23 protein-coding genes are annotated in these 25,201 nt (G+C 65.1%); 10 read left to right on the top strand and 13 right to left on the bottom strand.

What is annotated here, in order from left to right; genetic code table 11:
* Positions 1–44: 44 nt before the first annotated feature.
* On the top strand, positions 45–311 hold the full coding sequence (locus ABIC09_RS35615; RefSeq protein WP_092227477.1) for a hypothetical protein: 267 nt from the start codon (positions 45–47) through the stop codon (positions 309–311).
* Positions 312–351: 40 nt separating this feature from the next.
* Here the strand turns inward: ABIC09_RS35615 and ABIC09_RS35610 are convergent, their stop codons facing one another.
* The 5 genes from ABIC09_RS35610 to ABIC09_RS35590 form a co-directional block, all read right to left on the bottom strand.
* Positions 352–669, bottom strand: a complete 318-nt coding sequence (locus ABIC09_RS35610; RefSeq protein WP_354112177.1) for a cupredoxin domain-containing protein — start codon at positions 667–669, stop codon at positions 352–354.
* 13 nt (positions 670–682) lie between these two features.
* Positions 683–1,216: a DUF4142 domain-containing protein gene (locus ABIC09_RS35605; protein ID WP_354112176.1), complete on the bottom strand. Its 534-nt coding sequence runs from the start codon at positions 1,214–1,216 to the stop codon at positions 683–685.
* Between the two features lie 89 nt (positions 1,217–1,305).
* Positions 1,306–1,995 carry an RNA polymerase sigma factor gene (locus tag ABIC09_RS35600; RefSeq protein WP_354112175.1) on the bottom strand — a complete coding sequence of 230 codons (690 nt, stop codon included), beginning with the start codon at positions 1,993–1,995 and terminating at the stop codon, positions 1,306–1,308.
* Positions 1,996–2,092: 97 nt separating this feature from the next.
* Positions 2,093–2,962: a sulfurtransferase gene (locus ABIC09_RS35595; RefSeq protein ID WP_354112174.1), complete on the bottom strand. Its 870-nt coding sequence runs from the start codon at positions 2,960–2,962 to the stop codon at positions 2,093–2,095.
* Between the two features lie 163 nt (positions 2,963–3,125).
* Positions 3,126–4,460: a dihydroorotase gene (locus tag ABIC09_RS35590; RefSeq protein ID WP_354112173.1), complete on the bottom strand. Its 1,335-nt coding sequence runs from the start codon at positions 4,458–4,460 to the stop codon at positions 3,126–3,128.
* A 101-nt stretch (positions 4,461–4,561) separates the two neighbouring features.
* Between ABIC09_RS35590 and ygfZ the strand changes: the two genes are divergently transcribed.
* The 6 genes from ygfZ (at position 4,562) to ABIC09_RS35560 (ending at position 11,133) form a co-directional block, all read left to right on the top strand.
* Entirely contained in the window at positions 4,562–5,443 is an 882-nt protein-coding gene (ygfZ, locus tag ABIC09_RS35585; RefSeq protein WP_354112172.1) for a CAF17-like 4Fe-4S cluster assembly/insertion protein YgfZ, read from the top strand.
* Complete coding sequence (locus ABIC09_RS35580; protein ID WP_354112171.1) at positions 5,440–6,066, top strand: DNA-3-methyladenine glycosylase I; 627 nt, start codon at positions 5,440–5,442, stop codon at positions 6,064–6,066. The genes ygfZ and ABIC09_RS35580 overlap by 4 nt, the downstream gene beginning before the upstream one ends.
* Complete coding sequence (locus ABIC09_RS35575) at positions 6,063–6,677, top strand: YfbR-like 5'-deoxynucleotidase (RefSeq protein WP_354083538.1); 615 nt, start codon at positions 6,063–6,065, stop codon at positions 6,675–6,677. The genes ABIC09_RS35580 and ABIC09_RS35575 overlap by 4 nt, the downstream gene beginning before the upstream one ends.
* A 233-nt stretch (positions 6,678–6,910) precedes the next feature.
* Positions 6,911–7,417: a tyrosine phosphatase family protein gene (locus ABIC09_RS35570; RefSeq protein ID WP_148750000.1), complete on the top strand. Its 507-nt coding sequence runs from the start codon at positions 6,911–6,913 to the stop codon at positions 7,415–7,417.
* Between the two features lie 19 nt (positions 7,418–7,436).
* The gene (locus ABIC09_RS35565) at positions 7,437–8,399 is read left to right on the top strand and encodes an NUDIX hydrolase (RefSeq protein WP_354112170.1); all 963 of its coding nucleotides are present in this window, start codon (positions 7,437–7,439) and stop codon (positions 8,397–8,399) included.
* Positions 8,400–8,448: 49 nt separating this feature from the next.
* Positions 8,449–11,133: a DUF2339 domain-containing protein gene (locus ABIC09_RS35560; protein WP_354112169.1), complete on the top strand. Its 2,685-nt coding sequence runs from the start codon at positions 8,449–8,451 to the stop codon at positions 11,131–11,133.
* 3 nt (positions 11,134–11,136) lie between these two features.
* On the opposite strand, the gene ABIC09_RS35555 is transcribed toward ABIC09_RS35560, so the two are convergent.
* The 7 genes from ABIC09_RS35555 to ABIC09_RS35525 form a co-directional block, all read right to left on the bottom strand.
* Complete coding sequence (locus ABIC09_RS35555) at positions 11,137–12,825, bottom strand: methyl-accepting chemotaxis protein (protein ID WP_354112168.1); 1,689 nt, start codon at positions 12,823–12,825, stop codon at positions 11,137–11,139.
* 281 nt (positions 12,826–13,106) lie between these two features.
* Positions 13,107–15,077: a methyl-accepting chemotaxis protein gene (locus ABIC09_RS35550; RefSeq protein ID WP_354112167.1), complete on the bottom strand. Its 1,971-nt coding sequence runs from the start codon at positions 15,075–15,077 to the stop codon at positions 13,107–13,109.
* 197 nt (positions 15,078–15,274) lie between these two features.
* The gene (locus ABIC09_RS35545; RefSeq protein ID WP_148750005.1) at positions 15,275–17,017 is read right to left on the bottom strand and encodes a methyl-accepting chemotaxis protein; all 1,743 of its coding nucleotides are present in this window, start codon (positions 17,015–17,017) and stop codon (positions 15,275–15,277) included.
* Positions 17,018–17,217: 200 nt separating this feature from the next.
* Positions 17,218–17,484: a DUF6894 family protein gene (locus tag ABIC09_RS35540; RefSeq protein ID WP_148750006.1), complete on the bottom strand. Its 267-nt coding sequence runs from the start codon at positions 17,482–17,484 to the stop codon at positions 17,218–17,220.
* A 167-nt stretch (positions 17,485–17,651) separates the two neighbouring features.
* The gene (locus ABIC09_RS35535; protein WP_354112166.1) at positions 17,652–18,254 is read right to left on the bottom strand and encodes a hypothetical protein; all 603 of its coding nucleotides are present in this window, start codon (positions 18,252–18,254) and stop codon (positions 17,652–17,654) included.
* 113 nt (positions 18,255–18,367) lie between these two features.
* Positions 18,368–19,354, bottom strand: coding sequence for an acrylyl-CoA reductase (NADPH) (gene acuI, locus ABIC09_RS35530; protein ID WP_354112165.1), 987 nt, complete (start codon positions 19,352–19,354; stop codon positions 18,368–18,370).
* Between the two features lie 40 nt (positions 19,355–19,394).
* A complete protein-coding gene (locus tag ABIC09_RS35525; protein ID WP_354112164.1) occupies positions 19,395–20,648 on the bottom strand; it encodes an MFS transporter in 1,254 nt (417 codons plus the stop codon).
* A 340-nt stretch (positions 20,649–20,988) separates the two neighbouring features.
* On the opposite strand from ABIC09_RS35525, the gene nadA reads away from it, so the two are divergent.
* From nadA to nadC, 3 genes are read left to right on the top strand one after another with little or no spacing between them, the layout of a single operon-like run.
* Positions 20,989–22,092, top strand: coding sequence for a quinolinate synthase NadA (gene nadA, locus ABIC09_RS35520; protein ID WP_354112163.1), 1,104 nt, complete (start codon positions 20,989–20,991; stop codon positions 22,090–22,092).
* A gap of 9 nt (positions 22,093–22,101) precedes the next feature.
* A complete protein-coding gene (locus ABIC09_RS35515; RefSeq protein WP_354112162.1) occupies positions 22,102–23,709 on the top strand; it encodes an L-aspartate oxidase in 1,608 nt (535 codons plus the stop codon).
* Positions 23,710–23,720: 11 nt separating this feature from the next.
* Positions 23,721–24,599 carry a carboxylating nicotinate-nucleotide diphosphorylase gene (nadC, locus tag ABIC09_RS35510; protein ID WP_354112161.1) on the top strand — a complete coding sequence of 293 codons (879 nt, stop codon included), beginning with the start codon at positions 23,721–23,723 and terminating at the stop codon, positions 24,597–24,599.
* A gap of 33 nt (positions 24,600–24,632) precedes the next feature.
* Here nadC and ABIC09_RS35505 read toward each other — a convergent pair.
* Positions 24,633–25,201 (bottom strand): transposase (locus ABIC09_RS35505; protein ID WP_354112160.1); only part of this gene is annotated, 569 nt, incomplete at its 5' end.

Genomic DNA, 25,201 nt, shown 5'->3' with positions numbered 1-25,201 from the left:
CCAGCGCATCGCCGTGGATCGCGCCCCAGCCCTGATTGAGATTCATGAGCCAGCCGATTTCCTACGCCCCCGCCCGCGCGCCGCTGCCCGATCACGAGCAGAAACAAGCCGCACTGAGCTATCTCAACGAGGCCTGGGCCGAAGCGCGCCATGATGGCGTCGACGGCGATTGCCTGGCGCAGGCGAGCCTGTTTGCGGCGCTTGCCGAGCTCGTCGGCACCTATGGCGAGGACGCGGTGGCGAAATTCGTCGAGGGCTTTCCTGCGCGCATCCGCAACGGCGAATTTTCGGTCTGCCTCGCAAGGCAGTAAAGACCGCCAGCAACGCCCTGCCACACGAGCGCGCCCTCCCTTACGGCTCGATCTTGAGCGTCGCTCTCATGTTGGGATGGTAGCGGCAGTAATAATCGACGATTCCTGCCTTCTTCAGAACTGACGTCGCCGACCTCCCCGGCGGCAGCGTGACGTCGAAATCACCGTTTTTCGCGGTGGCGGTGTGGGCGAAGACGTCCTTGTTGATCCATGCGATGGTGTCGCCGACCTTCGCCGACACCTTAGCCGGTGAGATCACGAGATTCTCCATCGTGATCTCTATCGTCGCGGCGCGCGCCGGAACGACCATCGCCGCGAAGACAAGCGCCACAGCGATCGAAGACAGCCGTCCCGACATCAACGCAAGCTCCCTATTTCAGCTCGGTCGCGACGTGCTCGGCATGCTGCTGATGGCCCTGAAAGATCTTCAGGCCGGTCTGCAGCAGGCTCTTCAGCTCGGCATTGCTCGCGGACGGAATGAGCTGGGTCTCCAGCGCGCCGTTGACCGTCTTGTGATAGGCGACCTCGTTCGCGACATAGGCCTTGTCGAACGCAGCGCCGTCGAGCTTGTCGAGCTCGGCCAGCTTGTCGCTCGCCTGCTTCGACAGCGCCTTGCTAGTGTCGTTATCCTCCGGCGTGACGTTCAGCTTCTTGACCAGCGCGAGCGCCTGCTTGTTGACCGCCTCGTGGTCGCGCAGCATGTCCTCGGCAAACGCCTTGACGTCCTTGTTCCTGGCTTTTTTCTCCGCCTGCTTGGCAGCGTTGATGTCGATCACGCCGGCGGTGTAGGCGATGTGGGCGATCTGCGGATCGGTGAGCTTGTCGGCAGCGCTCGCACCTTGCAGCAGCACGGGGCTGGACAACAGAATGGCTGCGGCGATCGCCGCGCTCCAACGAACGAACATGGTTTGACACTCCTGTGGTGCCGGACGATTTTCCGGCATTGCTTCACAGGAGTTGGATGGGAGTTTCGCCCAAACGTTCCCGAAAAAATTCAGCCGCCGATCCCGAGGCGCTTCAGCACCGACACGGTCAGGCGCTCGCAACGCCAGCCGGCAAACGGGAAAGCGTCCATCATCACCGGGCCGATCTCCTTCTCGACATTTTCGCGCAGCATGGTGCGGGCGCGGTGCAATCGCGTCTTCACCGTCTCGGGTTTGACGCCGAGCAGATCGGCGGTCTCCTCGATGTTCATGCCCTCCATGACGCGTGCGACGAACACCATGCGGAAGACGTCCGGCAACTCGTCGATGGCGCGTTCGACGACGCGCTGGATTTCACGTTGGGCCATGGTCCTTTCCGGATCGCCTGCGGGAGAAACGGGAAATTTGATGATCTGCGCCTCGAGCGCGGCTTCGGGCACCGAACCGAGCTCGACGTGCGGCCTGGCGCTGCGCGCCCGGCCAAGCGCCTCGTTGATGGCGATGCGGGACAGCCAGGTCGACAGTCCGGACTCGCCCCTGAAGCCGTCGAGATGGGTGAAGGCGCGGACATAGGTTTCCTGCACCACGTCCTCGGCTTCGCCGTCGTTGCGCAGGATGCCGCGCGCGAGCCGGTAAAGCCTGCGGTTGTTGGCCTGCATGATCTCGCGGAGCGCGGCTTCGTCACGGCCCCGCGCGCGGTCGATCAGCTCGGCTTCCGATGATCTGGCGCCTGCGGACAGGCCGGCTGCAGTCCGTTGCATGGCGGTCACCTGCTCATTTCCGTTAGTTCCAGACATTGGATGCAGGCTGGCAGAGAAGGTTCCCAATTTTCTCACCCTGGAGGGTAAGATTCGTCGCCTAATCCGTCTCGATCGGCAGCGCCGCATCCCTTGCCCACTCGCCCATTGAGGCATCGTAGAGCGTCAGCTTGTCGTAGCCGAGCTGCGTCAGCAGAAACAGGTCGATCGTCGCCGAGATGCCGCCGCCGCAATACAGGATCACGTTCTTGTCGCGCGTGACGCCCTGGGCGGCGAATTTCGCCTCGGCATCGGCGAGCGTCGTCAGGGTCTTGTCAGCATTCACGAGCGTTGCAGCCGACACGTTGACGCTGCCCGGCACGCGGCCGGGCCGGCCGTAGCGGCTCGGCTCAAGACCTTTATGAAACTGCGGCCCGAGTGCGTTGACGGTGACGGCCGAGGGATCGCCGATACGCGCCTTCACGGTCGTCCTGTCGACGAAGAATCCGGCGCGCGGCGCGGCCTTGAAGATCGTCGCCGGATAGCCCTTCGGTGCGCCCGTCGCGACAGGCCGCCCCTCTTGCTTCCATTTGTCGAAGCCGCCGTCGAGCACCTGTGCGTCGACGCCGAGCGAGCGCAGCATCCACCAGAACCGCGTCGACCACATCACGGTGCCGATGCTGTAGAGCACGATGGTCTTGCTTGCATCCGCGCCGTGGCGACCGAACGCAGCTTCGAGCTGGGCCACGCCAGGCATCATGAAGAATTGTTGCGCGGAGGTGTCTGAGAACTCGCCCTGCAGGTCGAGGAAATCGGCGCCCGGGATGTGGCCGGCCGCGAACGTCTTGTCACCGGCGACGGCGCGATACGGCACGTCGCTGCCGGGTGGGACAGGTTCGTTGTAGGTCGTGCAGTCGTAGAGGCGGAGGTTCGGATCGCTGAGAATGACGGCGAGCTGCTCGGTGGTGATGAGGGCGTTTGGCTGGGACATTGTGTGCTCTCCCAATTTGAGCTTGCGCTTCGAGGCACACTGTCATTGTCCGCGAAAGCGGGCAATCCAGTATTCCAGAGGCTGCAGTCGTATCAGCCAACTCTCGCCACGGCGTACTGGATGCCCCGGTCAAGCCGTGGCATGACAGCGGAGCGAGAAGCCCCTACTGCTTCAGCGTCTCCAGGAATCGCACCGGCTCGCCCTGCGAGGCCGTCACCAGCTCGCCCTGCCACATCACGCGGCGGCCGCGGATGAAGGTGCCGACGGGCCAACCCGTGACGCGGACGCCATCATAGGGTGTCCAGCCGGCCTTGGATGCCACCCATTTGTTGGTGATGGTCTCGTTGCGCTTTAGATCGACAATCGTGAAGTCGGCATCGTAACCGGCGGCGATGCGGCCCTTGCAGGCCATGTTGTAGAGGCGCGCGGGACCGGCGCTGGTGAGATCGACGAACCTTGCGAGCGACAGCCGGCCGGCGTTGACATGGTCGAGCATCAGCGGCACCAGCGTCTGCACGCCGGTCATGCCGGAGGGCGACGCCGGATAGGTCTTCTGCTTCTCCTCCAGCGTATGCGGCGCATGGTCGGAGCCGAGCACGTCGATGATGCCCTGCTCGATGCCGCGCCAGATGCCGGCGCGGTGATCGGCGCCGCGCACCGGCGGGTTCATCTGCGCCAGCGTGCCGAGCCGCTCGTAGCATTCGGGTGCAACCAGCGTGAGATGATGCGGCGTCGCCTCGCAGGACGCGACATCCTTGTGGTCACGCAGGTACTCGATCTCTTCCTTTGTGGAGATATGCAGCACGTGGATGCGTTTTCCCGTCTCGTGCGCGAGCTTGACGAGGCGCTGCGTCGCCATCAGCGCCGCGGTCTCGTCGCGCCAGACCGGATGCGAACGCGGATCGCCCTCGATGCGGAGCGCCTTGCGATCGTTGAGGCGATACTCGTCCTCGGCATGGAACGCCGCGCGGCGGCGGATCACCTGAAAGATGCGGCGCAGGCTCTCGTCGTCCTCCACCAGCAGCGCGCCGGTCGAGGAGCCGATGAACACTTTCACGCCGGCACAGCCGGGCGCGCGTTCGAGCACAGGCAGATCCTGCACGTTCTCGCGGGTGCCGCCGATGAAGAAGGCGAAATCGCAATGCATGCGGTGATGGGCGCGCTTCACCTTGTCGCTGAAAGTCGCCTCCGTCACAGTAAGCGGCGAGGTGTTCGGCATCTCGAACACGGCGGTGACGCCGCCCATCACAGCGCTGCGCGAGCCGGTCTCGAGGTCTTCCTTCTGCTCCAGCCCGGGCTCGCGGAAATGCACCTGCGTGTCCATCACGCCGGGCAGGATGTGCAGGCCCTTGCAGTCGATCACCTCGGCGGCGGAGCCTTGCGACAGCGGGCCAAGCTCGGCGATGCGACCGCCTGCGATGCCGATATCGCGTACAGCCTCGCCGTCCTGGTTGACGACGGTGCCGCCCTTGAGGATCACATCGAAACGCTGGGTCATGGCTGGAGACCTCTCTCATCCCCAAGCGCAGGGCTCGAGGTCTTGTCGTTTATGCCTTGCGGGCTTACGTTCCGGAGCACCATGTCGCAAGAGATTTTCGCATGAAATCAGCGTTTCTTCCGGACCGGGGCGTGATCAAGATCGCGGGCGAGGATGCGCGCAACTTCCTCAACGGCCTCATCACGACCGATATCGACAAGCTCAAGCCGGGCCTGGGGCGATTCGGTGCGCTGCTGACGCCGCAGGGCAAGATCATCGTGGACTTCCTGATCACGGAAGTCCCCGCCGGCCATGGCGGCGGGTTCCTGATCGACTGCCCGAAACCGCTGGCCGACGGCCTCGCCACCAAGCTGAAATTCTACAAGCTGCGCGCCAAGGTGACGGTCGACAACCTCTCCGACGATCTCGGCGTGCTCGCGGCCTGGGACGGCCAGCCAGCGGCTCAGCCGGATCTCTCCTTTGCCGATCCACGCAACGAGCATCTCGGCACTCGCATCCTGATCCCCGAGGATCTCAAGCAAAAACTCTCCGACCTGATCGGCGCCGAGCTGGTCGATGCCGCCGACTACGAGGCGCATCGCATCGCACTCGGCGTGCCGCGCGGCGGGCTCGATTTCATGTACAGCGATGCGTTCCCGCACGAGACCAATATGGACCGCCTCGCCGGTGTCGATTTCGACAAGGGCTGCTATGTCGGCCAGGAGGTCGTCTCGCGCATGCAGCATCGCGGCACCGCGCGCACCCGCAGCGTGAAGGTACTGCTCGAAGGCTCCTCGCCCGAGGCTGGTGTCAGTGTCATGGCCGGCGACAAGTCCGTCGGCACCATGGGCTCGTCGGCGCAAGGCAAGGGCATCGCGCTGGTGCGCATCGACCGCGTTGCGGACGCGCTCGATGCCGGCCAGCCGCTGACCGCTGGCGGTCTCGCGTTGAAGCTGGCAGAACCTGACGTCGTCCGCATTCCCGCAAAGCAGCCCACCGCATGAGCCGTGCTCCCCGCCTGCATCCCGACGGAAAGACCCGCTGCCCATGGCCCGGCGAAGATCCGCTCTATGTCGCCTATCACGACACCGAATGGGGCGTGCCCGAGTATGACGACCGCGCGCTCTATGAAAAGCTGATCCTCGACGGCTTTCAGGCCGGCCTCTCCTGGATCACGATTTTGCGCAAGCGCGACAATTTCCGCAAAGCGTTCGACGATTTCAAGCCGGAGAAGATCGCGCGCTACAACGACAAGAAGGTGCACGCGTTGATGAACGACGTCGGCATCGTGCGCAACCGCGCCAAGATCGACGGCGCGATCCTCAGCGCAAAATCCTATCTCGACATCATGGAGAAGGGTCCCGGCTTTTCGAAGCTGTTGTGGAATTTCATGGACGGCCGGCCCAAGGTCAACAATTTCAAGACCACGGCAAGCGTGCCGGCCTCGACACCTTTGTCGGTGCAGGTCTCCAAGGAGTTGTCCTCGCGCGGCTTCAAGTTCGTCGGGCCGACCATCGTCTATGCCTTCATGGAGGCGACCGGCATGGTCAACGACCATCTCGTCGACTGCCACTGCCACGCGACCTGCAGCAAGATGCAGCGCAAGCCGCGCCTCAAGGCCAAATGACGGCCGGGAAGACTTCACGCGACGTGGCTTCCCGCGCCTGGCAGCGCATGCTGTCGGGCCGGCGGCTCGATCTGCTCGATCCCTCTCCGCTCGATGTCGAGATCGGCGACATCGCGCATGGGCTCGCGCGCGTCGCCCGCTGGAACGGGCAGACCATTGGCGCACATATCTTCTCGGTGGCGCAGCACACGCTGCTGGTGGAAACCGTGCTGCGGCACGAGATGCCGGGCGTCGATCAGCGCATGCGCCTCGCCGCGCTGCTGCACGACGCGCCCGAGTACGTGATCGGCGACATGATCTCGCCGTTCAAGGCGGTGCTCGACGGCCATTACAAGGCCGTGGAGAAGCGCCTGCTCGGCGCCATCCACATCCGCTTCGGCCTGCCGCCCGTTCTCGCGGACGAGATCACGCTGGCGATCAAGGCCGCCGATCGCGGCGCGGCCTATCTGGAGGCGACCGAGCTCGCCGGCTTCAGCGAGAGCGAGGCGAAGCGCCTGTTCGGGAGGGATCCGGGCCTCTCCGACAACGTCCGACGCGACTATCTGACGCCCTGGACGGCGGCGCGGGCCGAGAAGCAGTTTCTGGAGCGGTTTGGCGCCGTGTTTGCGTAGGTGCTGTCATGGGTCGATGGCGCTACTAATTCCGTCGTCGTCCCGGCGAAGGCCGGGACCCATAACCCAAGGGAGAAGTTGCGGTGCGAAACTGACAACCACGAGTCTTCGCAAAACCCGATCCTGTGGTTATGGGTCCCGGACTGCACTCCGCTTCGCTGCGTTTGTCCGGGACGACGGTGAGGCTTTGCCCACTCTACGGTCGCGGCTATAATCAAGAAAAAGGTCCCCCCATGATCCACGTCTGTTCGCTCGCCGCACTTCCCGAAACCGTCCGCCGCACCGGGGCCAGCCATGTGCTGACGGTGATGGCGAATGTCGAGCAGGTGGCGCGGCCGGTGTCGGTGCTCCCTGCCAACCATCTCAAGGTGTCGATGGACGACATCACCGAGGAGATGGACGGTTTCGTCGCGCCCTCGGAGACGCATGTCGAGCAGGTGCTGAATTTCGTTCGCGGCTGGGACCGCAGCGCACCGCTGGTGGTGCATTGCTATGCCGGCATCAGCCGCTCCACCGCAAGCGCGTTCGCCACGGCGTGCGCGCTCAATCCGAATCGCGACGAGATCGAGATCGCCAAGAAAATTCGCGCGGCCTCCCCGATCGCCTCGCCGAACCGGCGCATCGTCAGCCTGGCTGACCGCGCGCTGGGGCGCAACGGCCGCATGTTGCGCGCGCTCGACGAGATGGGCCCGGGCGCCATGATGGTCGAGGGCCACCCCTTCGTGATCGAGCTCGAATGACATCAGCGATCGTCACCGAATGAGCGATAAGCTGCTGACGCCGATCGAGATCGGCCTGACCGCCGCGATCGTCGCGATCGAGGAGCATGAGCCGCTAGTGCTGACCGCGCGCGGCGGCGACGGCTTGACCGGACTGCCGTTCGGTCCGTTCGATGCGCCGAGCCATCGCACCTTCGAGATCGGCCTGCGCGCCTGGGTCGAGGAACAGGCGGGCTTGCGGCTGGGCTATGTCGAGCAGCTCTACACCTTTGGCGATCGCGGCCGCCATGCGGAGACAGGCGACACCGGCGCGCATATGGTGTCGATCGGCTATCTCGCGCTGACGCGCGCCGCCGAAGGCACTGCGAACGCGGCGAGCTTCGAGCCCTGGTATCGTTTCTTCCCCTGGGAAGACTGGCGCGAGGCGCCGCCTGCGATCATTGCCCGCGACATCATCCCGGCGCTGACCGCATGGGCCGAGGAAGAAACGCCGGAAACCACACGCGCGCTGCCGCGAAAAGATCGCGTACGCTTCTATTTCGGCCTCGAGGGTGCTTCTTGGGACGAGGAGCGCGTGCTCGATCGCTATGAACTCCTGTACGAGGCAGGCTTGGTCGAGGAGGCGCGGCGCGACGGCCGGCCGGCGGCATTGGCGCGCAGGACGCTCCCCGCGCTCGGCACCTCCATGCGGTTCGACCACCGCAGAATCCTCGCCACGGGAATCGCGCGGCTGCGCGCGAAGTTGAAGTATCGTCCTGTGGTATTTGAACTTTTGCCCGCCGAGTTCACACTCACTGAGTTGCAGTATACGGTGGAGGCGATCTCCGGCCGGCACCTGCACAAGCAGAATTTCCGCCGTCTGGTCGAAACCGAAGCCCTGGTCGAACCGACCGGCGTGATGTCGACACAGACCGGCGGGAGACCGGCGGCGCTCTATCGCTTCCGCCGCGACGTGCTCCAGGAGCGGCCGGCGCCCGGCTTGCGCGTGCGCTCCCGGCGCTAGATCCAAGATTTGCGATCGGCCCCCGCCCGCCGATTGCCTGGAGGCCTTAATGTTCGACGCCCCGTTCGACGACCTTGCGATTCTCATTGCGATCGTCGCCTTCCTGATCGCGATCAAGACCACCAGCCAGGCGACGGAACTGCGCCGGCGGATGAACTCGCTCGAGGCAATGCTGTACGCGCAACGGCAGGTGCAGCCGCCACCGCTGATGCCCACGCCGGCGCCCGAAGCGCCCGCGACAATTGCGGCGGAGCCACCGCCGCTCGCGCCCGAAACCGAGCTGGCGCCGCCGGTCACCGAACAAGTTTCGCCGCCTCCGCTCGAGGCGAGCACCGACAATGTCGCGCCTCCCGTGCCCGCCGCAGAACCGGGCTTCGAAGAACGGCTCGGCACCCGCTGGGTGGTGTGGATCGGCGGACTTGCGCTCGCACTCGGCGGCTTCTTCATGGTGCGCTATTCGATCGAGGCTGGCCTGGTCGGCCCCGGCGTGCGTGTGTTCCTCGGCGGCCTGTTCGCACTCGCTTTGCTGGGCGCCGGCGAATGGACGCGGCGCAGGGAGAGCATCTTCACCATCGCGGCGCTGCCGATCGCCAACATCCCCGCGATCCTCACCGCGGCCGGAACCGCGGTGGCGTTCGCAACCGTATACGCGGCCTACGCGCTCTATGACTTTCTGGTGCCCGCCACGGCCTTCGTGCTGCTCGGCCTCGTCGCGCTCGGCACGCTCGCGGCAGCACTGCTGCACGGGCCGGCGCTCGCGGGCCTCGGCGTGGTCGGCGCCTTCGCGACGCCGGTGCTCGTCTCCAGCGGCAAGCCGGACTATTGGGCGCTCTACATCTATCTGGCTATCGTCACCGCCGCGAGCTTTGGCCTCGCCCGTATCAGGCTGTGGCGCTGGCTCGCGGTCACCACCATTGTCTTCGCCGTGCTCTGGATATTCCCGGGACTCGAAGCGAGCGATTTGCAGGTCGCGCCGCATGCGTTCCATGTGATCGCCGGCTTCGTGCTCGCCGCGCTGCTCGTCGTCTGCGGCTTCATATTCGGCCCTACCATCGAGGACGGGCAGATCGAGCCGGTCTCGTCGAGTGCTCTCGGCGCCTATCTGTTCGGCGCGATGTTGATCGTGCTGTCGAGCGCGCATGCCGATCTCGCGCTGATCGCCTTCACGCTGCTCGTTGCGGCGACGCTGTTCGTCGCCTGGCGGGCCGAGGCTGCCGTCGGCGCGCTGGGTGCAGCCGCTGCGACCGTGTTCATCGTGTTCGCCGAATGGGCCGTGCGCGCCAATCCCGACATGTTGGTGCTGCCGGGCGGCCCCATGCCCGGCATCACGCCGACCGCCACCGACAGCGCAGTGACGCTGCACCTCGTGATGGCCGCGATCTTCGCCGCCGGCTTCGGCATCGCGGGCTTCTTCGCGCAGGGGCGCTCGAGCTCAGCGATCATTCCCGTAGTGTGGTCGGCGGCGGGTGTCGCCACGCCGATCGCGATCCTGGTCGCGCTCTATGCCCGCATCGCCCATCTCGACCGCTCGATCCCGTTTGCGATCCTCGCGGTGCTGCTCGCTGCTGCCTTCGCGGCGGCGACCGAAACGCTCACGCGCCGCGAGACCCGGCCGGGCGTTGCGATCTCCACTGCACTGTTTGCGACCGGCACGCTCGGCGCACTGGCGCTGGCGCTGACCTTCGCGCTGGAGAAGGGCTGGCTCACCATCGCGCTGGCGCTAATGTCGCTCGGCACCGCCTGGATTGCGATGCAGCGACCGATCCCGTTCCTGCGCTGGCTCGCCGCCATCTTCGCCAGCATCGTCACCGCGCGCATCCTTTACGACCCCCGCATCGTCGGCGATGCCGTCGGCACCACGCCGATCTTCAACTGGCTGCTGTGGGGCTATGGCCTGCCGGCCGCCTCGTTCTGGGCGGCGAGCATGTTCCTGCGACGACGCGGTGACGACGCGCCGCTGCGCATGGTGGAGGCGGCCGCGATCCTGTTCACCGCGCTGCTCGCCTTCATGGAGGTTCGCCATCTCGCAACCAGCGGCGACATGATCGCAGCGCCGTCACTGCTCGAAGCAGGCCTCCAGGTCTGCGTGTCATTGGCCATGGCGATCGGGCTGGAGCGATTGCGGCTGCGCAGCCACAGCATCGTGCACAATGTCGGCGCGGTCGTGCTCACGGCAATCGCCGGCTTCATCAGCGTGTTCGGCTTGCTGTTCCTAGAGAACCCGCTGCTGTGGCGCATCGATGTCGGCGGCGCCGTGCTCAACCTGCTACTGCTTTGCTACGCGCTACCGGCGGTGCTGATGCTGCTGCTCGCCTATGCGGTCGCCGGTGCGCGCGGCAAAGTCTATGCGAACACCATCGCGGGCGCTGCCCTCGTATTTGCGCTGTCGTACCTGACGCTGGAGATCCGCCGCTTCTATCACGGCCCGTTGCTCACCAGCGGCGAGACCACGGGGGCTGAGCAATACAGCTATTCGATCGGCTGGCTCGCCTTCGGCGTCGTGCTGCTCGGCATTGGCCTAACAGTGAACTCCGAGCGGGCGCGGCTGGCGTCGGCCGCCGTCATCGCGCTGACGATCCTGAAGGCCTTCGTGATCGACATGTCGACGCTGACCGGCGTCTACCGCGCGCTGTCGTTCATGTGCCTCGGCATCGTGCTGGTCGCGATCGGCTGGCTGTACCAGCGCATCCTGTTCCGGCGGCAGGCTCCGCCGGTTCAACAAACAGGCAGTTGAGGATCAGGCCGCGCGGACCGATTCAAGGAACTGCGCGACCTCGACCTTGAGGCGCGTACTGTCGGTCGCGAGCGATTTCGCCGCCGACAGCACCTGCGTCGAGGCCGAGCCGGTCTCGATCGCGCCGCGCTGCACGTCGGTGATGTTCATCGAGACTTCCTGCGTGCCGAGCGAGGCCTGCTGCACGTTGCGCGAGATTTCCTGCGTGGCCGCGCCCTGCTCCTCGACCGCGGCGGCGATCGCGGAGGATACTTCCGACAGCCGCTCGATGGTACCGCCGATCTCCTGGATCGCGCTGACCGATTCTTGCGTCGCCGCCTGGATGCCTGCGACCTGCGCCCCGATCTCGCCGGTCGCCTTCGCGGTCTGCTCCGCCAGCGCCTTGACCTCGGAGGCGACGACGGCGAAGCCGCGGCCGGCTTCGCCTGCGCGCGCCGCTTCGATGGTGGCGTTCAGCGCCAGCAGATTGGTCTGGCCAGCGATGGTGTTGATGAGCTCGACGACGTCACCGATGCGGGAAGCCGCCTGCGACAGCTCGTTGACGCGCGCATTGGTGCGCGCCGCCTGGTCGACCGCTTCCGCGGCCATGCGCGCCGAATCCTGTACGCGACGGCTGATCTCGGTGACGGAGGACGACAGCTCTTCCGAGGCTGACGCAACCGACTGCACGTTGGTCGATGCTTCCTCGGACGCCGCGGCGACCGCCGTCGCGAGCTCCTGACCGCGCTGCGCGGTATTGGTCAACGTCGTTGCGGACGCCTCGAGCTCGGTCGAGGCCGAAGAGACGGTGCCGACGACTTCGCCGATCATGGCCTCGAACTTGCGGGTGATGGCATCGACGCGGCGGCCGCGTTCGATCTTGGCCTCGGCATCGCGCGCGGCCGCCTCGTCGGCGGCCCTCTTGGCGATCAGCGCTTCCTTGAAGATCTGGAGCGCATCCGCCATCGAACCGATCTCGGTCTTGTCGCCACGGTGCGGCACCTCGGCCGAGAGGTCGCCCTCGCCGAGCGACTGCATCGGCTTGATGATCGAGGCAATGCCGCACGAGACGTCGCGGACGAGATAATAGGCCGCGCCGATCGCGATCGCGACGGAAGCGATGATGATGCCGACCAGCACGCGGAAGATCGTGGCGTAGCTGTCGGCCGCCTGCTTGGTCTCCAATTCGGCGCCGCGGTTGTTGAGCTCGATGTCCTTCGTCAACAACGGATCGGCGGCCTGGGCCATCTTCGCGACCTTGGTCTGCAGCAGCTCGTTGGCGTCGGCCGGGAACTTGCCGGGGCTCTTGCGCGATAGCGCCATCACGTCCTGCACACCGTTCAGATACTCGCCCCAAGCCGTCGTCCATTGTCCGTAGATGGAGCGCTCCTCGGCGGTCGTGATGAGCGCCTCGTAGGTCTTGCGGGTCTGCTCGATGCGTTCGCGCAGCGAGGCGAGGCGCTTTTCGGCCGCTTCCTTGCCCTCGGCGGTGTCCTGCATCAGGTGCAGACGGAGCGCGACGCGCAGCTCATTGACATCAGCGCGGATCGAGCCCAGCGCACGGACGCTCGGCAGCCAGCTTTGCGCGATCTCGACGGTGTGGGAATTGATGTTCTGCATGGTGCCGATCGCCACGACGCCGACGCCGGCGAGCGAGAGCACGAGGACCGACAACACGGTCAGAAGCTTGAAGACGATCGACAACTTCGACATCACGACAATCCCGATGATACGTAAACGCACAAGTCGCCCGCGCCGCGACCGTCGCGGCGGACGGGGCGGTGGTCATTCCAACGATGCTGGCTGGTTCTTATCCGGTAGGATTGCGCTCATAGTTGCAAACAGGCGTTAACAAGAACCTAGGGGAACCACTGATTTGCCGATTTCCGACACTTAGCCCGACTGCAATCATTTGTTGCGGCCGCACCGATACCCCGTCACGCCACACCCCCGCACCGGTGCAATACAGCATTGGGATGTGACGACCTGCGCCGTCAGGCCGCCCGCACCGAATCCAGGAAGCGCGCGACCTCGCTCTTCAGCCGGCTGCTCTCCTGCGACAGCGATTGCGCCGCCGAATGGACCTGGGCCGACGCAGCCCCGGTCTCGCCCGCGCCGCGCTGGACTTCGCCGATATTGGCCGATACGTCCGAGGTACCCTGCGCGGCATGCTGGATGTTGCGAGAGATCTCCTGCGTGGCGGCGCCCTGCTCCTCGACAGCGGCGGCAATGGTCGAGGAGATTTCCGACATCCGCGCGATGGTGTCGCCGATCTCCTTGATCGCGCTGACGGAGTCCTCCGTCGCGGTCTGGATCGCGCCGATGTGCTGGCCGATTTCGCCGGTTGCTTTCGCGGTCTGCTCGGCCAGCGCCTTCACCTCGCTCGCCACCACGGCAAACCCCCGGCCCGCCTCACCGGCGCGCGCCGCCTCGATCGTGGCGTTGAGAGCCAGCAGATTGGTCTGGCCGGCAATAGTGTTGATCAGATCGACCACGTCACCAATGCGCCCCGCGGCCTTGGTCAACTCGCCGACCCGCGCATTGGTGCGCTGCGCCTGCTCGACAGCGACGTCGGCGACGCGCGCCGATTCCTGCACCTGACGGCTGATCTCGGAGATCGACGACGTCATCTCCTCGCTCGCTGACGACACCGACTGCACATTCGCGGACGCTTCCTCCGAGGCCGATGCTACCGAGGTGGCAAGCCCGTTGGAGCGCTCTGCCGCGCGCGTCAGCGTATTGGAAGAGGCTTCGAGCTCGGTTGCCGCCGATGAGACGGTCTCGATGATCTCGCCGACTGCGCCTTCGAAATCATCGGCGAGCCGCTTCATGTCCGCCTTGCGCTGCGCTCGCCGTCGCGTGTCGGCTTCCGCCTGCTCGGCGCGCAGCCGCTCGGCTTCCGTCATGTTGGTTCGGAACACCTCGACCGCACCGGCCATCTCGCCGATCTCGTCCTGGCGTCCGACGCCGGGTACGGCAACCGAGAGTTCGCCGCGCGCAAGCCGCGTCATCGCGTCGACCATGCCGGACAATGTCTTCGAGATCGAGCGTCCGAGCAGGAAGCCGACCACGGTCAGCACCGCAACGGTGACGAGGAACGCGATCATCATCCACATGCGCACTGCGTCGCGGGTCGCCGCTTCGGCGACGTCGGCCTGCTTGTCGAGGCGCTCGACCGTGGCTCGCACCTCCCGCATCCCGGGCTCGAGCTCGCGGAACGTCTGCATCATGCTGGCATCCAGGGCCGCACTCTGCTGCGCGGTCTCGGCCCAGGCCGCGAACTCGGACAGGTATTTCTGGAGCTTGGCCGTGACGTCGTTCATCACCGTCGTCGGGACTGCGACGACCTCGATCGCCTTGGAGAATTCAACGGCGGCCTTCTTCACCTCGGCAATGTATTTTGGGTCGCGCCGCAACATGAAGTCCTTCTCGTGCCGGCGCATCATCAGCATCCAGCTCGTCGTCCTGGGATCGTCGATCTCCTTCAGCTTCGCCTCGATGTCATGCACCGCGGCGCGTAGCGAACCGGACAGGCCGAGCGTCTCGTTCAACCCGAGCCTGGTTTCGGCAGCGACCAGCGCGTTGAAATCCGCAGTGTAGCGCTTGAAGCCCTCCTGGGCCTGCTTCGTCTTCTCGGACAGAGCGCCCATACCGCCTGCCGACATCAGCCGTTCGACCTCGTCGAAATCGCGGTTGATCGGGCCGATCAGCTCGGCATGCGACTTGGCATAGCTCTCGTTGCGGCGCTGCTGAAAATTCTTCTCGTTGCGGCGAGCCTCCAGCATCTCGATCGAGAGCTGCTTGTTGAGGTCGGCGATCGCGCGGGCGCGGTTGGCAATTTCGCGGGAGGCGTCCTGGGAGCGGCTGCCGATTTCATAAATCGCACCGAAGGCGACGAGACCGACGAGGCCGAAGAGTCCGATCGCCATCACCTTATGGGTCAGGCGGATGGAAAGGCCGCTCATGAATGTGCTCCAAAGCGCTATGACGTAATAGAGAAGGGCGACTCAACGCCCGGAATATTGCGGGTATCATGCCTGCGTCGCTTTTCCGGAAGGTTAACCCTGCATCTCATTCGTCGCAGCGCCGCAACATGCGCGCGAGCAAACGCCACGCAATTGCGCGCGGCGGTTGCTAGCTTGAGTCTGTTGAGATGGCGCCGTCAGGCTGCGCGAACGGTGCCCAGGAACTTGCTGACCTCGACCTTGAGACGGGTGCTGTCGCCGGACAGCATCTGCGCAGCCGATAGCACCTGTGACGACGCCGAGCCCGTCTCGCTCGCCCCACGCTGTACTTCGGTGATATTGGACGACACCTGCTGGGTACCCTGAGCCGCCTGCGCCACGTTGCGGGAAATCTCCTGCGTGGCTGCGCCCTGCTCCTCGACGGCCGCGGCAATGGTCGAGGAAATCTCGGACAGTCTTTCGATGGTGTCGCTGATGTCCTTGATGGCACTAACCGATTGCTCGGTCGCGGCCTGGATGCCGGCGATCTGCTGCCCGATCTCGCCGGTCGCTTTCGCCGTCTGCTCGGCCAGTGCCTTGACCTCGGAGGCGACCACGGCAAAGCCGCGTCCGGCTTCACCGGCGCGCGCCGCCTCGATCGTGGCGTTGAGCGCCAGGAGATTGGTCTGGCCCGCAATCGTGTTGATCAACTCGACCACGTCGCCGATCCGCGCTGCCGCCTTGGACAACTCGCCGACGCGCTCGGTCGTGTTGCGGGCCTGACCTACGGCCTCGCTCGCCACGCGCGCGGATTCCTGCACCTGACGGCTGATCTCGGTGATCGAGGACGATAGTTCCTCGGTCGCCGACGCGACCGACTGCACATTAGTGGAGGCTTCCTCCGAGGCCGCCGCAACGACGGTGGTGAGCTGTTGCGTGCGCTCCGCGGTCGAGGTCAGCGTCGTGGCGGACGCTTCGAGCTCGGTCGAAGCCGACGATACAGTGCCGACAATTTCGCCGACGGCGCCTTCGAAGCTGTCAGCGAGCCTGCGCATCTCCAGCTTGCGCTGCTCGGTCGCGATCTGATCCTGCCGCATCTTGGCTTCCACTTCCGCGCGCGCCTTCTGCTCGGACACGATCTTGAATTTCTCGACGGCGCCGGCGACCTCGCCGACCTCGTCCTTGCGGCCAAGTCCCGGCAGCACGACAGAGAAGTCGCCGTCGGCGAGCTTTTCCATCGCAACCGTCAGTGCCCGCATGGGACGCGCGATGCTGAAGACCGAGAAGATGCACGCAGCGATCAGGAGCAGCGCGACCAGCACGCCCGTGATGAACGACGTCCGCGCGACGGACGCGGCTTCCGCTTCTGCTTCCGCGCGAGTTTCGGTGGCCCTCTGCTTGGCAAAATTGGTGATCTGGTCGGCCAGCACGGAGATCTCTTCGTTGATCGGCGCCAGCGTTTCCCTGCGGACGCGGTCGACGTCGGCGGTCAGCTTGGCGAATTGCGCCGCCGCTTCGCCGTCCTTCTTCCCGTCGATCGCGAGCTGCTGGTTGCGGATCGATTCGATCTGCTGCTGTCCTTGGCCGAACCGGCCGACCAGCATCGTCAGGCGATCAATCCGGTTGCGATTTTCGGGCGAGCGCGAGAGCTTGGCCATCTCGCCTGCGAATTTGAGGGCGGACGTCTGGCGATCGTTGAAATAGGTGACGGCCTTCTGCATCTCGGCCGGCGAGCTCGACGTCAGGATGTCGCGAATTCCAATCTGCATCCCGCGCACCGAGGCCTTCGCCTCGGCGGCATTTTGCGCGATCGTCTGCTGTCCGGATGCTTCATTGCCGAGCTTCCGGACCTCGGCACCTCCGCTCATCTGGAGGACGATCATCAGCGCCACAAGGCCGATGGTCAGCACCGAGGTGACGGCGAGCTTGGTGCCAATTCGCAGGTTCTGAATGAACATCATTGCAACATCCCCGGGGTGCGCATTGCCGCAGCGAAGCGTGTAAACAGCCAGGAAGGCTAACCGGGAGGTTGCTCATTAACGTTAAGCGCGGGCGCTCGCCGCGTGGGTAGAAGTACGGAAATACTGCTCAAGTTACCGAATCTGCACAGCTTTCACGTGCAAGCAATTGCCATTTCGCGGAATCGCAGAGGCCGCGTTCGTTAACGTCCGCCCGCATTTGCGCGCGTGTCGGCGCGGCACAAGGCCTCGCCGACCAGGCTGATACGGAACACCGGCTCCTTGTTCTCGTCGAGCAGCTCCATGCTCCACTTTGCATTCGGCTTCAGATTTCGCGAGATGCTGCCGAGCAGATTGGCACAGACCTCGGTCATCTCGGTCCAGGCGGCGGTGGAATCCTCGAACTCGTACGGCTGATCGGCGGCGCCGGAATAACGTCCGGTGCTGATGCGGAAGAAATACAGCGACATTTTTTTGAACCCTTGGTTAGGGCCGCGCCCCGGCCGTCACGCAGGCTGGGGTGCCAGTCGCTACCAAGGCATAAAAACCGCGGGCCGTATGACTACGGCGCGGCGGCTTCGTATCCGATGCATTCGTCAAAGGCGGGTGAATTGCGCTCGCAGTTTCGCGCTAGAGGTCACTCGGTCGAGCGCCGCAGTTCCAGCGGACCTTCGTTCTTCGAATCCGACTTGGGCTCGGACTTCACCGGCTCGATCCGGCTGCTCTCGACCCGCGGAGTCTCGACGCGCGCAGCGACCTCGGTGCTCGATGTGTTGACCGAACCGGTCTGCTCCGGTGCACGCAGCGAGCGCGGCCGCGCGACGGCGCGCGCCATCAGCATCTGGTTGCCGCCCTGGTGGTGGAAGTCGCAATAGGCAAAGCCCATGCCCGAGACCGAGCCGCGGAAGCTGCGGTCGTCGGTCTTTTCGAGGTTGAAGCAAGGCTCGAACGGAATGCCCTTGATCGAGGCGCAAACGTTCTGGCCGCGGATCTGGAGCGTGTTGCCGGGCAGGCGGAGATGCTTGACCGGGCCAGAGCCCGAAAACTGCACCGCGCCGGCGGCGCCGAGATCGTCGAGGATACGGCCTGCACCGCGGGTGCCGTCGAAACAGGTGAAGGCGAACACCTTGCCGGCGACGAAGCGGCGTGCCTCATCTGCATTCATACTCCCGGCCAAGGCGATGGCCGGCACAAACGTCACGACTGCCGTGACAGCCCCCAACACAATACGCGCAAGCATGCTCAACTCCGAACTAACCCCCGCAGCGGGCGATGCCTTATCTCTTTACCCGCTGCTTACCATACTAACCATGGCGACATTGAAGCAGCTTGGTTGGTAAAGTCTGAACGTCGTTAGACAATTTTTACCACGATGCGACCGCGGACCTGGCCGGCCAGAATCTTCGCGCCCCATTCCGGAACTTCGGCAAGCGGAATTTCCGTTGTGATTTCAGACAGTTTTGACCGATCCAGATCGGAGGCGAGGCGCTGCCAGGCGGCTTTTCGGGGGTCGATCGGACACATCACGGAATCGATGCCGAGAAGGCACACTCCGCGCAAAATGAAGGGTGCGACAGAAGACGGCAGGTCCATGCCGGCGGCAAGACCGCAGGCGGCGATGGCGCCGCCGTACTTGGTCATCGACAGAAGATTCGCGAGCGTGGTCGAACCGACGCTATCGACGCCACCCGCCCAGCGCTCCTTGGCCAGGGGCTTTGGCGGTGCCGACAATTCATTGCGGTCGATCACCTCGGCGGCGCCGAGGCTCTTCAGGTAATCGGTCTCCGAGGCGCGGCCGGTCGAGGCAATGACGTGGTAGCCGAGCCAGGACAGCACGGCGGTCGCGACCGAGCCGACGCCGCCGGCCGCGCCGGTGACCACCACCGGACCGCTCTTGGGCGAGACGCCGTGCTTCTCCAGCGCGAGCACGGAGAGCATCGCGGTGAAGCCTGCGGTGCCGATCGCCATGGCGTCGCGGGCAGAGAGGCCCTGCGGCAGAGCGACCAGCCAGTCGCCCTTCACCCGCGCCTTCTCGGCGTAGGCGCCGAGATGAGTCTCGCCCATGCCCCAGCCGGTGCAGACGACCTTGTCGCCCGCCTTCCATTGCGGGTGCGATGAGGCTTCGACGGTGCCGGCAAAGTCTATGCCGGCGATCATCGGGAAGCGGCGCACAACCGGCGCCTTGCCCGTCAGCGCGAGGCCGTCCTTGTAGTTCAGCGTCGACCATTCCACGCGGACGGTGACGTCACCGTCCATCAGCTCGGCTTCGTCGAACTGGGTAAGTGCGGCAGTGGTGCCCTTGTCCGCCTTGTCGATCCGGATCGCCTTGAACGTGGCCACAGCAAAACTCCCTGGCTTGTTTCAGGCGATGTTTAGCCGATCAGGCAGGCTGCGCAACCGCCCGCTGAACCGGCTTCTCCACGATCGGAACATTTATCAGCGCCGAGAGCACGCCGAACAGGATCGAGAGCCACCAGATCGGCGTGTAGGAACCGAAGCGCTCGAACACGATGCCGCCGAGCCAGACGCCGAGGAAGCCGCCGACCTGATGGCTGACGAAGGCAAAGCCGTAGAGCGTGGCGAGCCAGCGCGTGCCGAACATCAGCGCCACCAGCGCCGAGGTCGGCGGCACCGTCGACAGCCAGGTCAGGCCGGAGACCGCGCCGAACGCGATCGCCGAGAACGGCGTGATCGGGAACGAGATGAAGGCGAGCGTCGCGAGCGCACGGGTGAAATAGATCGTCGAGAGGATGTAGCGCTTCGGCAGCGAATTCTGGAGATAGCCGACGCTCAACGAACCCATGATGTTGAACAGGCCGATCGCAGCGATCACCCAGCCGCCGGTTTGCGTCGAGATGCCGCGGTCGACCAGAAACGCCGGCAGATGCACGGTGATGAAGGCGAGCTGGAAGCCGCAGGTGAAGAAGCCGAGCACCAGCAGCACGTAAGAGCGATGGCCGAAGGCCTCCGCGAGCGCCTTGGTAATGGTTTGCTCATCCGCAGGCGCCGCATTGGCCGTAGCTGCGACCGGCGGCGTCGAGATCGCCAGCGCCAGCGGGATGATCAGCAGCATCAGGAAGCCGAACACGGTGAGCGCCTGCTGCCAGCCGAAATTGTCGATCAACGCGACACCAATGGGCGCGAACAGGAACTGACCGAGCGAGCCCGCCGCAGTGCCGGCGCCGAGCGCAAGGCCGCGCTTCTCGGCCGGCAGCAGCTTTGTGAAGGCCGACAGCACCAGGTTGAACGAGCAGCCGGCGAGACCGAAGCCGACCATCACGCCCGCGCCGATGTTGAGCGACATCGGCGTCGAGGAATAGCGCATCAGCAGAAGGCCGCCGGCATAGAGCAGCGCGCCGACGCACATCACCCGGAACAGGCCGAAGCGATCGCCAATTGCGCCTGCAAGCGGCTGGCCCAATCCCCACAGCAAATTCTGGAAGGCGATGGCGAGGCCGAACACGTCGCGGCCCCAGGCGAATTCATGGCTCATCGGCTGCACGAAGAAGCCCAGCGCCGAGCGCGGTCCGAAGCCGAGCATGCCGATCGCACAGCCGCACAGGATGATGACGGCCGGGGTACGCCAGTTGGAGGAGCGCGAGGTCGAACCGAGCTCGCGGGCTTGTGTCGACATGGTCTTCCTCCTCGGCCATTGGCGGATCTGCAAATCGGCAGCCGCAGGTCTGGCGTTTAATGCAAATGCATGGAAACCCCAAGCCAAAAATGATTGCGTTCCACGAGGGGCTGGTTCGGGAGCATTGCGTTTCATCGCGACCTTGCCGGGCGCAACGAGAGTGGACTTAACGAGAATGTGTGCGGCGAGACCTAGCGGTTCCCAGATGAGCGTGCTATCTAAGATCTACTCAGATTGAGTATATGTAAACTTTGGCGAAACTCACCGGCCCTCTCGGCCGGATTTCTCAGGCTCTATATATACTCCTAATGAGTATAATTGACATGCACGGGAGGCTTCGATGCCGATCACTGGAATTTACGGCCCCGACGATTTCGCCAATCGGCCGCAAGGCCAAGCCATCTCCGCCCGGCTCGCGCCGGCACGAACTGGCCCCGCGCTGCCGCGGCCCTCTCTGGAATGGACGAGCGAGATCGAACGCGCCACCGCGCCGATCTACGAACGCGTCAAGCATGTGATCCCACCGATCGAATGGCCGTTGATGGCGCCGACGATTCACGCGATCAATGAACTGAAGCGGGCGCGCAACGCGGTGATCCTCGCCCACAACTACCAGACGCCGGAGATCTTTCATGGCGTCGCCGACATCGGCGGCGATTCGCTTCAGCTCGCCGTCGAGGCCACCAAGGTGAAGGCCGATGTCATCGTCCAATGCGGCGTGCACTTCATGGCGGAGACATCAAAGCTGCTCAATCCGGACAAGACCGTGCTGATCCCGGACTCTCGCGCCGGCTGCTCGCTCGCCGCCAGCATCACCGGCGCCGACGTGCGGCTGCTCCGCGAGAGATTTCCCGGGGTACCGGTCGTCGCCTATGTCAACACCTCCGCCGAGGTGAAGGCCGAGGTCGATATCTGCTGCACCTCGTCGAACGCGGTGCAGGTGGTGGAGAGCCTCAACGCGCCAAGCGTGATCTTCCTGCCCGACCGTTATCTCGCGACCTATGTCGCCTCGAAGACCGACGTGAAGATCATCGCCTGGAAGGGCGCGTGTGAAGTGCATGAACGCTTCACTGGCGACGAGCTGCGCGCCCTCCGCGACGCCGATCCGTCCGTGCAGATCATCGCCCATCCCGAATGCCCGCCGGACGTGCTGGCGGAGGCCGACTTTACCGGCTCGACCGCACACATGATCAATTGGGTGCGCGCAAGGCGCCCGAAGCGGCTGGTGATGATCACGGAATGCTCGATGGCCGACAATATCCGCGCCGAGCTGCCCGATGTGGAAATGCTGCGCCCCTGCAATCTCTGCCCGCACATGAAGCGCATCACGCTGTCCAACATCCTGGAGAGCCTGCTGACGCTCGGCGAGGAAGTCACGATCGATCCGGCGCTGGCCGTACGCGCCCGGCGGTCGGTCGAGCGGATGATCAATCTGAAGAATTGAAGGCGTGACATGACAAACAATATCCACAACCTCACCCGCTCCACCGACGACGTCGTCATCGTCGGCGGCGGTCTCGCCGGCCTGTTCTGCGCGCTCAAGCTCGCGCCGCGGCCGGTAACATTGATCTCGGCGGCGCCGCTTGGACAGGGGGCGTCATCCGCATGGGCGCAAGGCGGCATCGCAGCTGCCGTGGCGGAAGGCGACAGCCCCGAAGCGCATGCGGCGGACACGATCGCGGTCGGCGGCGGCATCGTCGATGAGGCGGTCGCGCTCGGCATCGCGCGCGAGGCTGCACCGCGGATTCATGATCTGCTCGCCTATGGCGTGCCGTTCGATCGCGATCTCGAGGGCCGGCTTGCCGTGGGACGGGAAGCAGCGCATTCGGCGCGGCGAATCGTCCACGTCCGCGGCGACGCGGCCGGTGCGGCGATCATCGCGGCGCTGAGCGAGGCCGTGCGCCGCACGCCGTCGATCCGCCTGATCGAAGGCTTTGTCGCCGAAGCCCTGCTCACCGAGGACGGCGCCGTCACCGGTCTTCAGTTGCGCAAGGCGGGCAATTTCGCAGCGAGGCCCATGATGATCGCCTCGCGCACGATCGTGCTGGCGACCGGCGGCATCGGCCATCTCTATGCTGTCACCACCAATCCGGCCGAGGCCCACGGATCGGGCCTTGCGATTGCCGCGCGCGCCGGCGCTGACATCGCCGATCCTGAGTTCGTGCAGTTCCACCCGACCGCCATCATGATCGGCCGCGATCCCGCGCCGCTTGCGACCGAGGCGCTGCGCGGTGAAGGCGCGACGCTGATCAACGGCCAGGGCGAACGCTTTATGGCGGCACTCCATCCGCTCGCTGAGCTCGCCCCACGCGACATCGTGGCCCGCGGTGTGTTCGCCGAGATCGCAGGCGGTCGCGGCGCCTTCCTCGATGCGCGAGAAGCACTGGGCGCGCGCTTCGCCGACAAATTCCCGACCGTGCATGCGAGCTGCATCGCCGCCGGGATCGATCCGGCGACGCAAGCCATCCCGATCGCGCCGGCTGTGCACTATCACATGGGCGGCATTGCAGTCGACGCACGCGGCCGCAGCTCGATCGACGGGCTGTGGGCCGGCGGCGAGGTGTCGTCCACCGGTGCGCATGGCGCCAACCGGCTTGCCTCGAATTCGTTGCTCGAGGCCGTGGTCTATGCCGCACGCATTGCCGACGACATCACCGGCCACGCAATCCCTTCACCCGCCAGCCTCCCCGAGGCGCTGGTGACGCCGCGCGGCGGTGCGCCGGATGAGGCTCGCGTGAAGCAGCTGCGCACGACGATGAGCACGCATGTCGGTGTGATCCGCGAGCGCAACGGACTTGCGGACGCCGTGCGCAGTTTTGCTGCGCTCGAGCAAACGGCCACGAGCATCGCTGTCCGCAACATGGCGACAGCGGCCCTGCTCGTAGCCGCCGCAGCCTGGAGCCGTCGCGAGAGCCGCGGCGCGCATTTCCGCTCCGACCATCCTTCAGAAGTGCCCGCGCTGGCCCAGAGAACGATGACCACGCTCACCGCGGTGCGCGAGATCGCGGACGGCCTCACCGAGCATTCAACGCCGCGCATCGCGCAATCCATGATCGCCTGACGGAGTTAGTCATGATCGCCCCAACCTCCCTGCTCTATCCCGACGCGTTTCTCTCTCCGCTCGCCATCGACGCGGCCGTGCATCGCGCGCTCGACGAGGACCTTGGCCGCGCCGGCGACGTCACCTCGCTCGCGACGATCCCGGAGGCGACCAAGGCGCAGGCAATCCTCGTCGCGCGGCAATCCGGCGTCGTCGCCGGTCTGCCGCTCGCGCTGGCGACGCTGCAAAAGCTCTCGCCCGACCTCGAGGTGCGCGCGCATGTCCGCGACGCCGCGCGCGTCGCCCGCGGCCAGCAGGTGCTGACGATCTCCGGCGCGGCCCGCGCCATTCTTACCGCAGAGCGGACCACGCTAAATTTCGTCGGCCGGCTGTCGGGCATAGCGACGCTCACGGCCGACTACGTCGCGCGCACCGAAGGTACCAAAATGCGCATCTGCTGCACGCGAAAGACTACGCCGGGATTGCGGGCACTGGAGAAGTATGCGGTGCGCTGCGGCGGCGGCTTCAACCACCGCTTCGGGCTCGACGATGCGATCCTGATCAAGGACAATCACATTGCGGTCGCCGGCGGCATCCGTCCTGTGCTGGAGCGCGCCCGCGCGCATGCCGGCCATCTCGTCAAGATCGAAATCGAGGTCGATACGCTGGCGCAATTGCGCGAGGTGCTCAACACCGGCCTTGCCGACGCCGTGCTGCTCGACAACATGGATCTTGCGACGCTGCGCGAGGCGGTGCGGACGACGGAAGGTCGCCTGAAGCTGGAGGCATCCGGCGGCGTCACGCCGGACTCGATTCCCGCGATCGCGGCGACCGGCGTCGACTACGCGTCATCTGGCGCGCTGACGCATTCGGCGCCGAATTTCGACTGCGCGCTGGATATCGAGACGTGAGGTGGTCTACTCCCTCTCCCCGTTCTTACGGGGCTATGGGATTCCCGGATTTTGTTCTTGGTTAGCAAGAGCATATCCCTCGAGCGTAGCAGCGAGACGGTTCCAGCCGTCTCGCATGGTCTTTGGTCCGGGAGGTTTGTAGTAGCAATTCCAACCTCCCAGACGTGCTGCAATCCAGGAGACGAAGGCAAGAGAGTCCGGTGAGTGAGGATTCCTTTGTCGAAGTGTCTTGCCTTCGAGCTTTTTGGACAAGCGATCGAGGGCGACGGCAAAGTATGGATCGATCACATCGCTCGCTGGACGAGGTCCGCCGTCTCTGGCGTCGACAAGCTGGAGCGTCCGGATCGCGCCAGCCAAAGCGATAGCCGCGAGATTGAACATGCGCTCGGCGTCAATGACCTGGCTATCATCCAGGGCTAACCCGTCGCTCTTGAGCGCGCGGAAGGTCTGTTCGATGCGCCAGCGCAGGCGATATAGTCGGACGATATCTTCGGCTTCCTCGGCGCCGCCGACTTTATGGGTCGTGAGCAAGCGCCACAGAAGTGGCGTCTTGCCGGCTGGCGCGTCGACCTCCCGTGCTTCCACTAAGGTGAGGTCGACGT

Origin of the sequence: Bradyrhizobium sp. S3.12.5, from assembly GCF_040548225.1 — a bacterium.
Classification (GTDB): domain Bacteria; phylum Pseudomonadota; class Alphaproteobacteria; order Rhizobiales; family Xanthobacteraceae; genus Bradyrhizobium; species Bradyrhizobium cytisi.
Note: the sequence above shows the minus strand (reverse complement) of the source record. Positions and strands in the feature narration are given on the sequence as shown.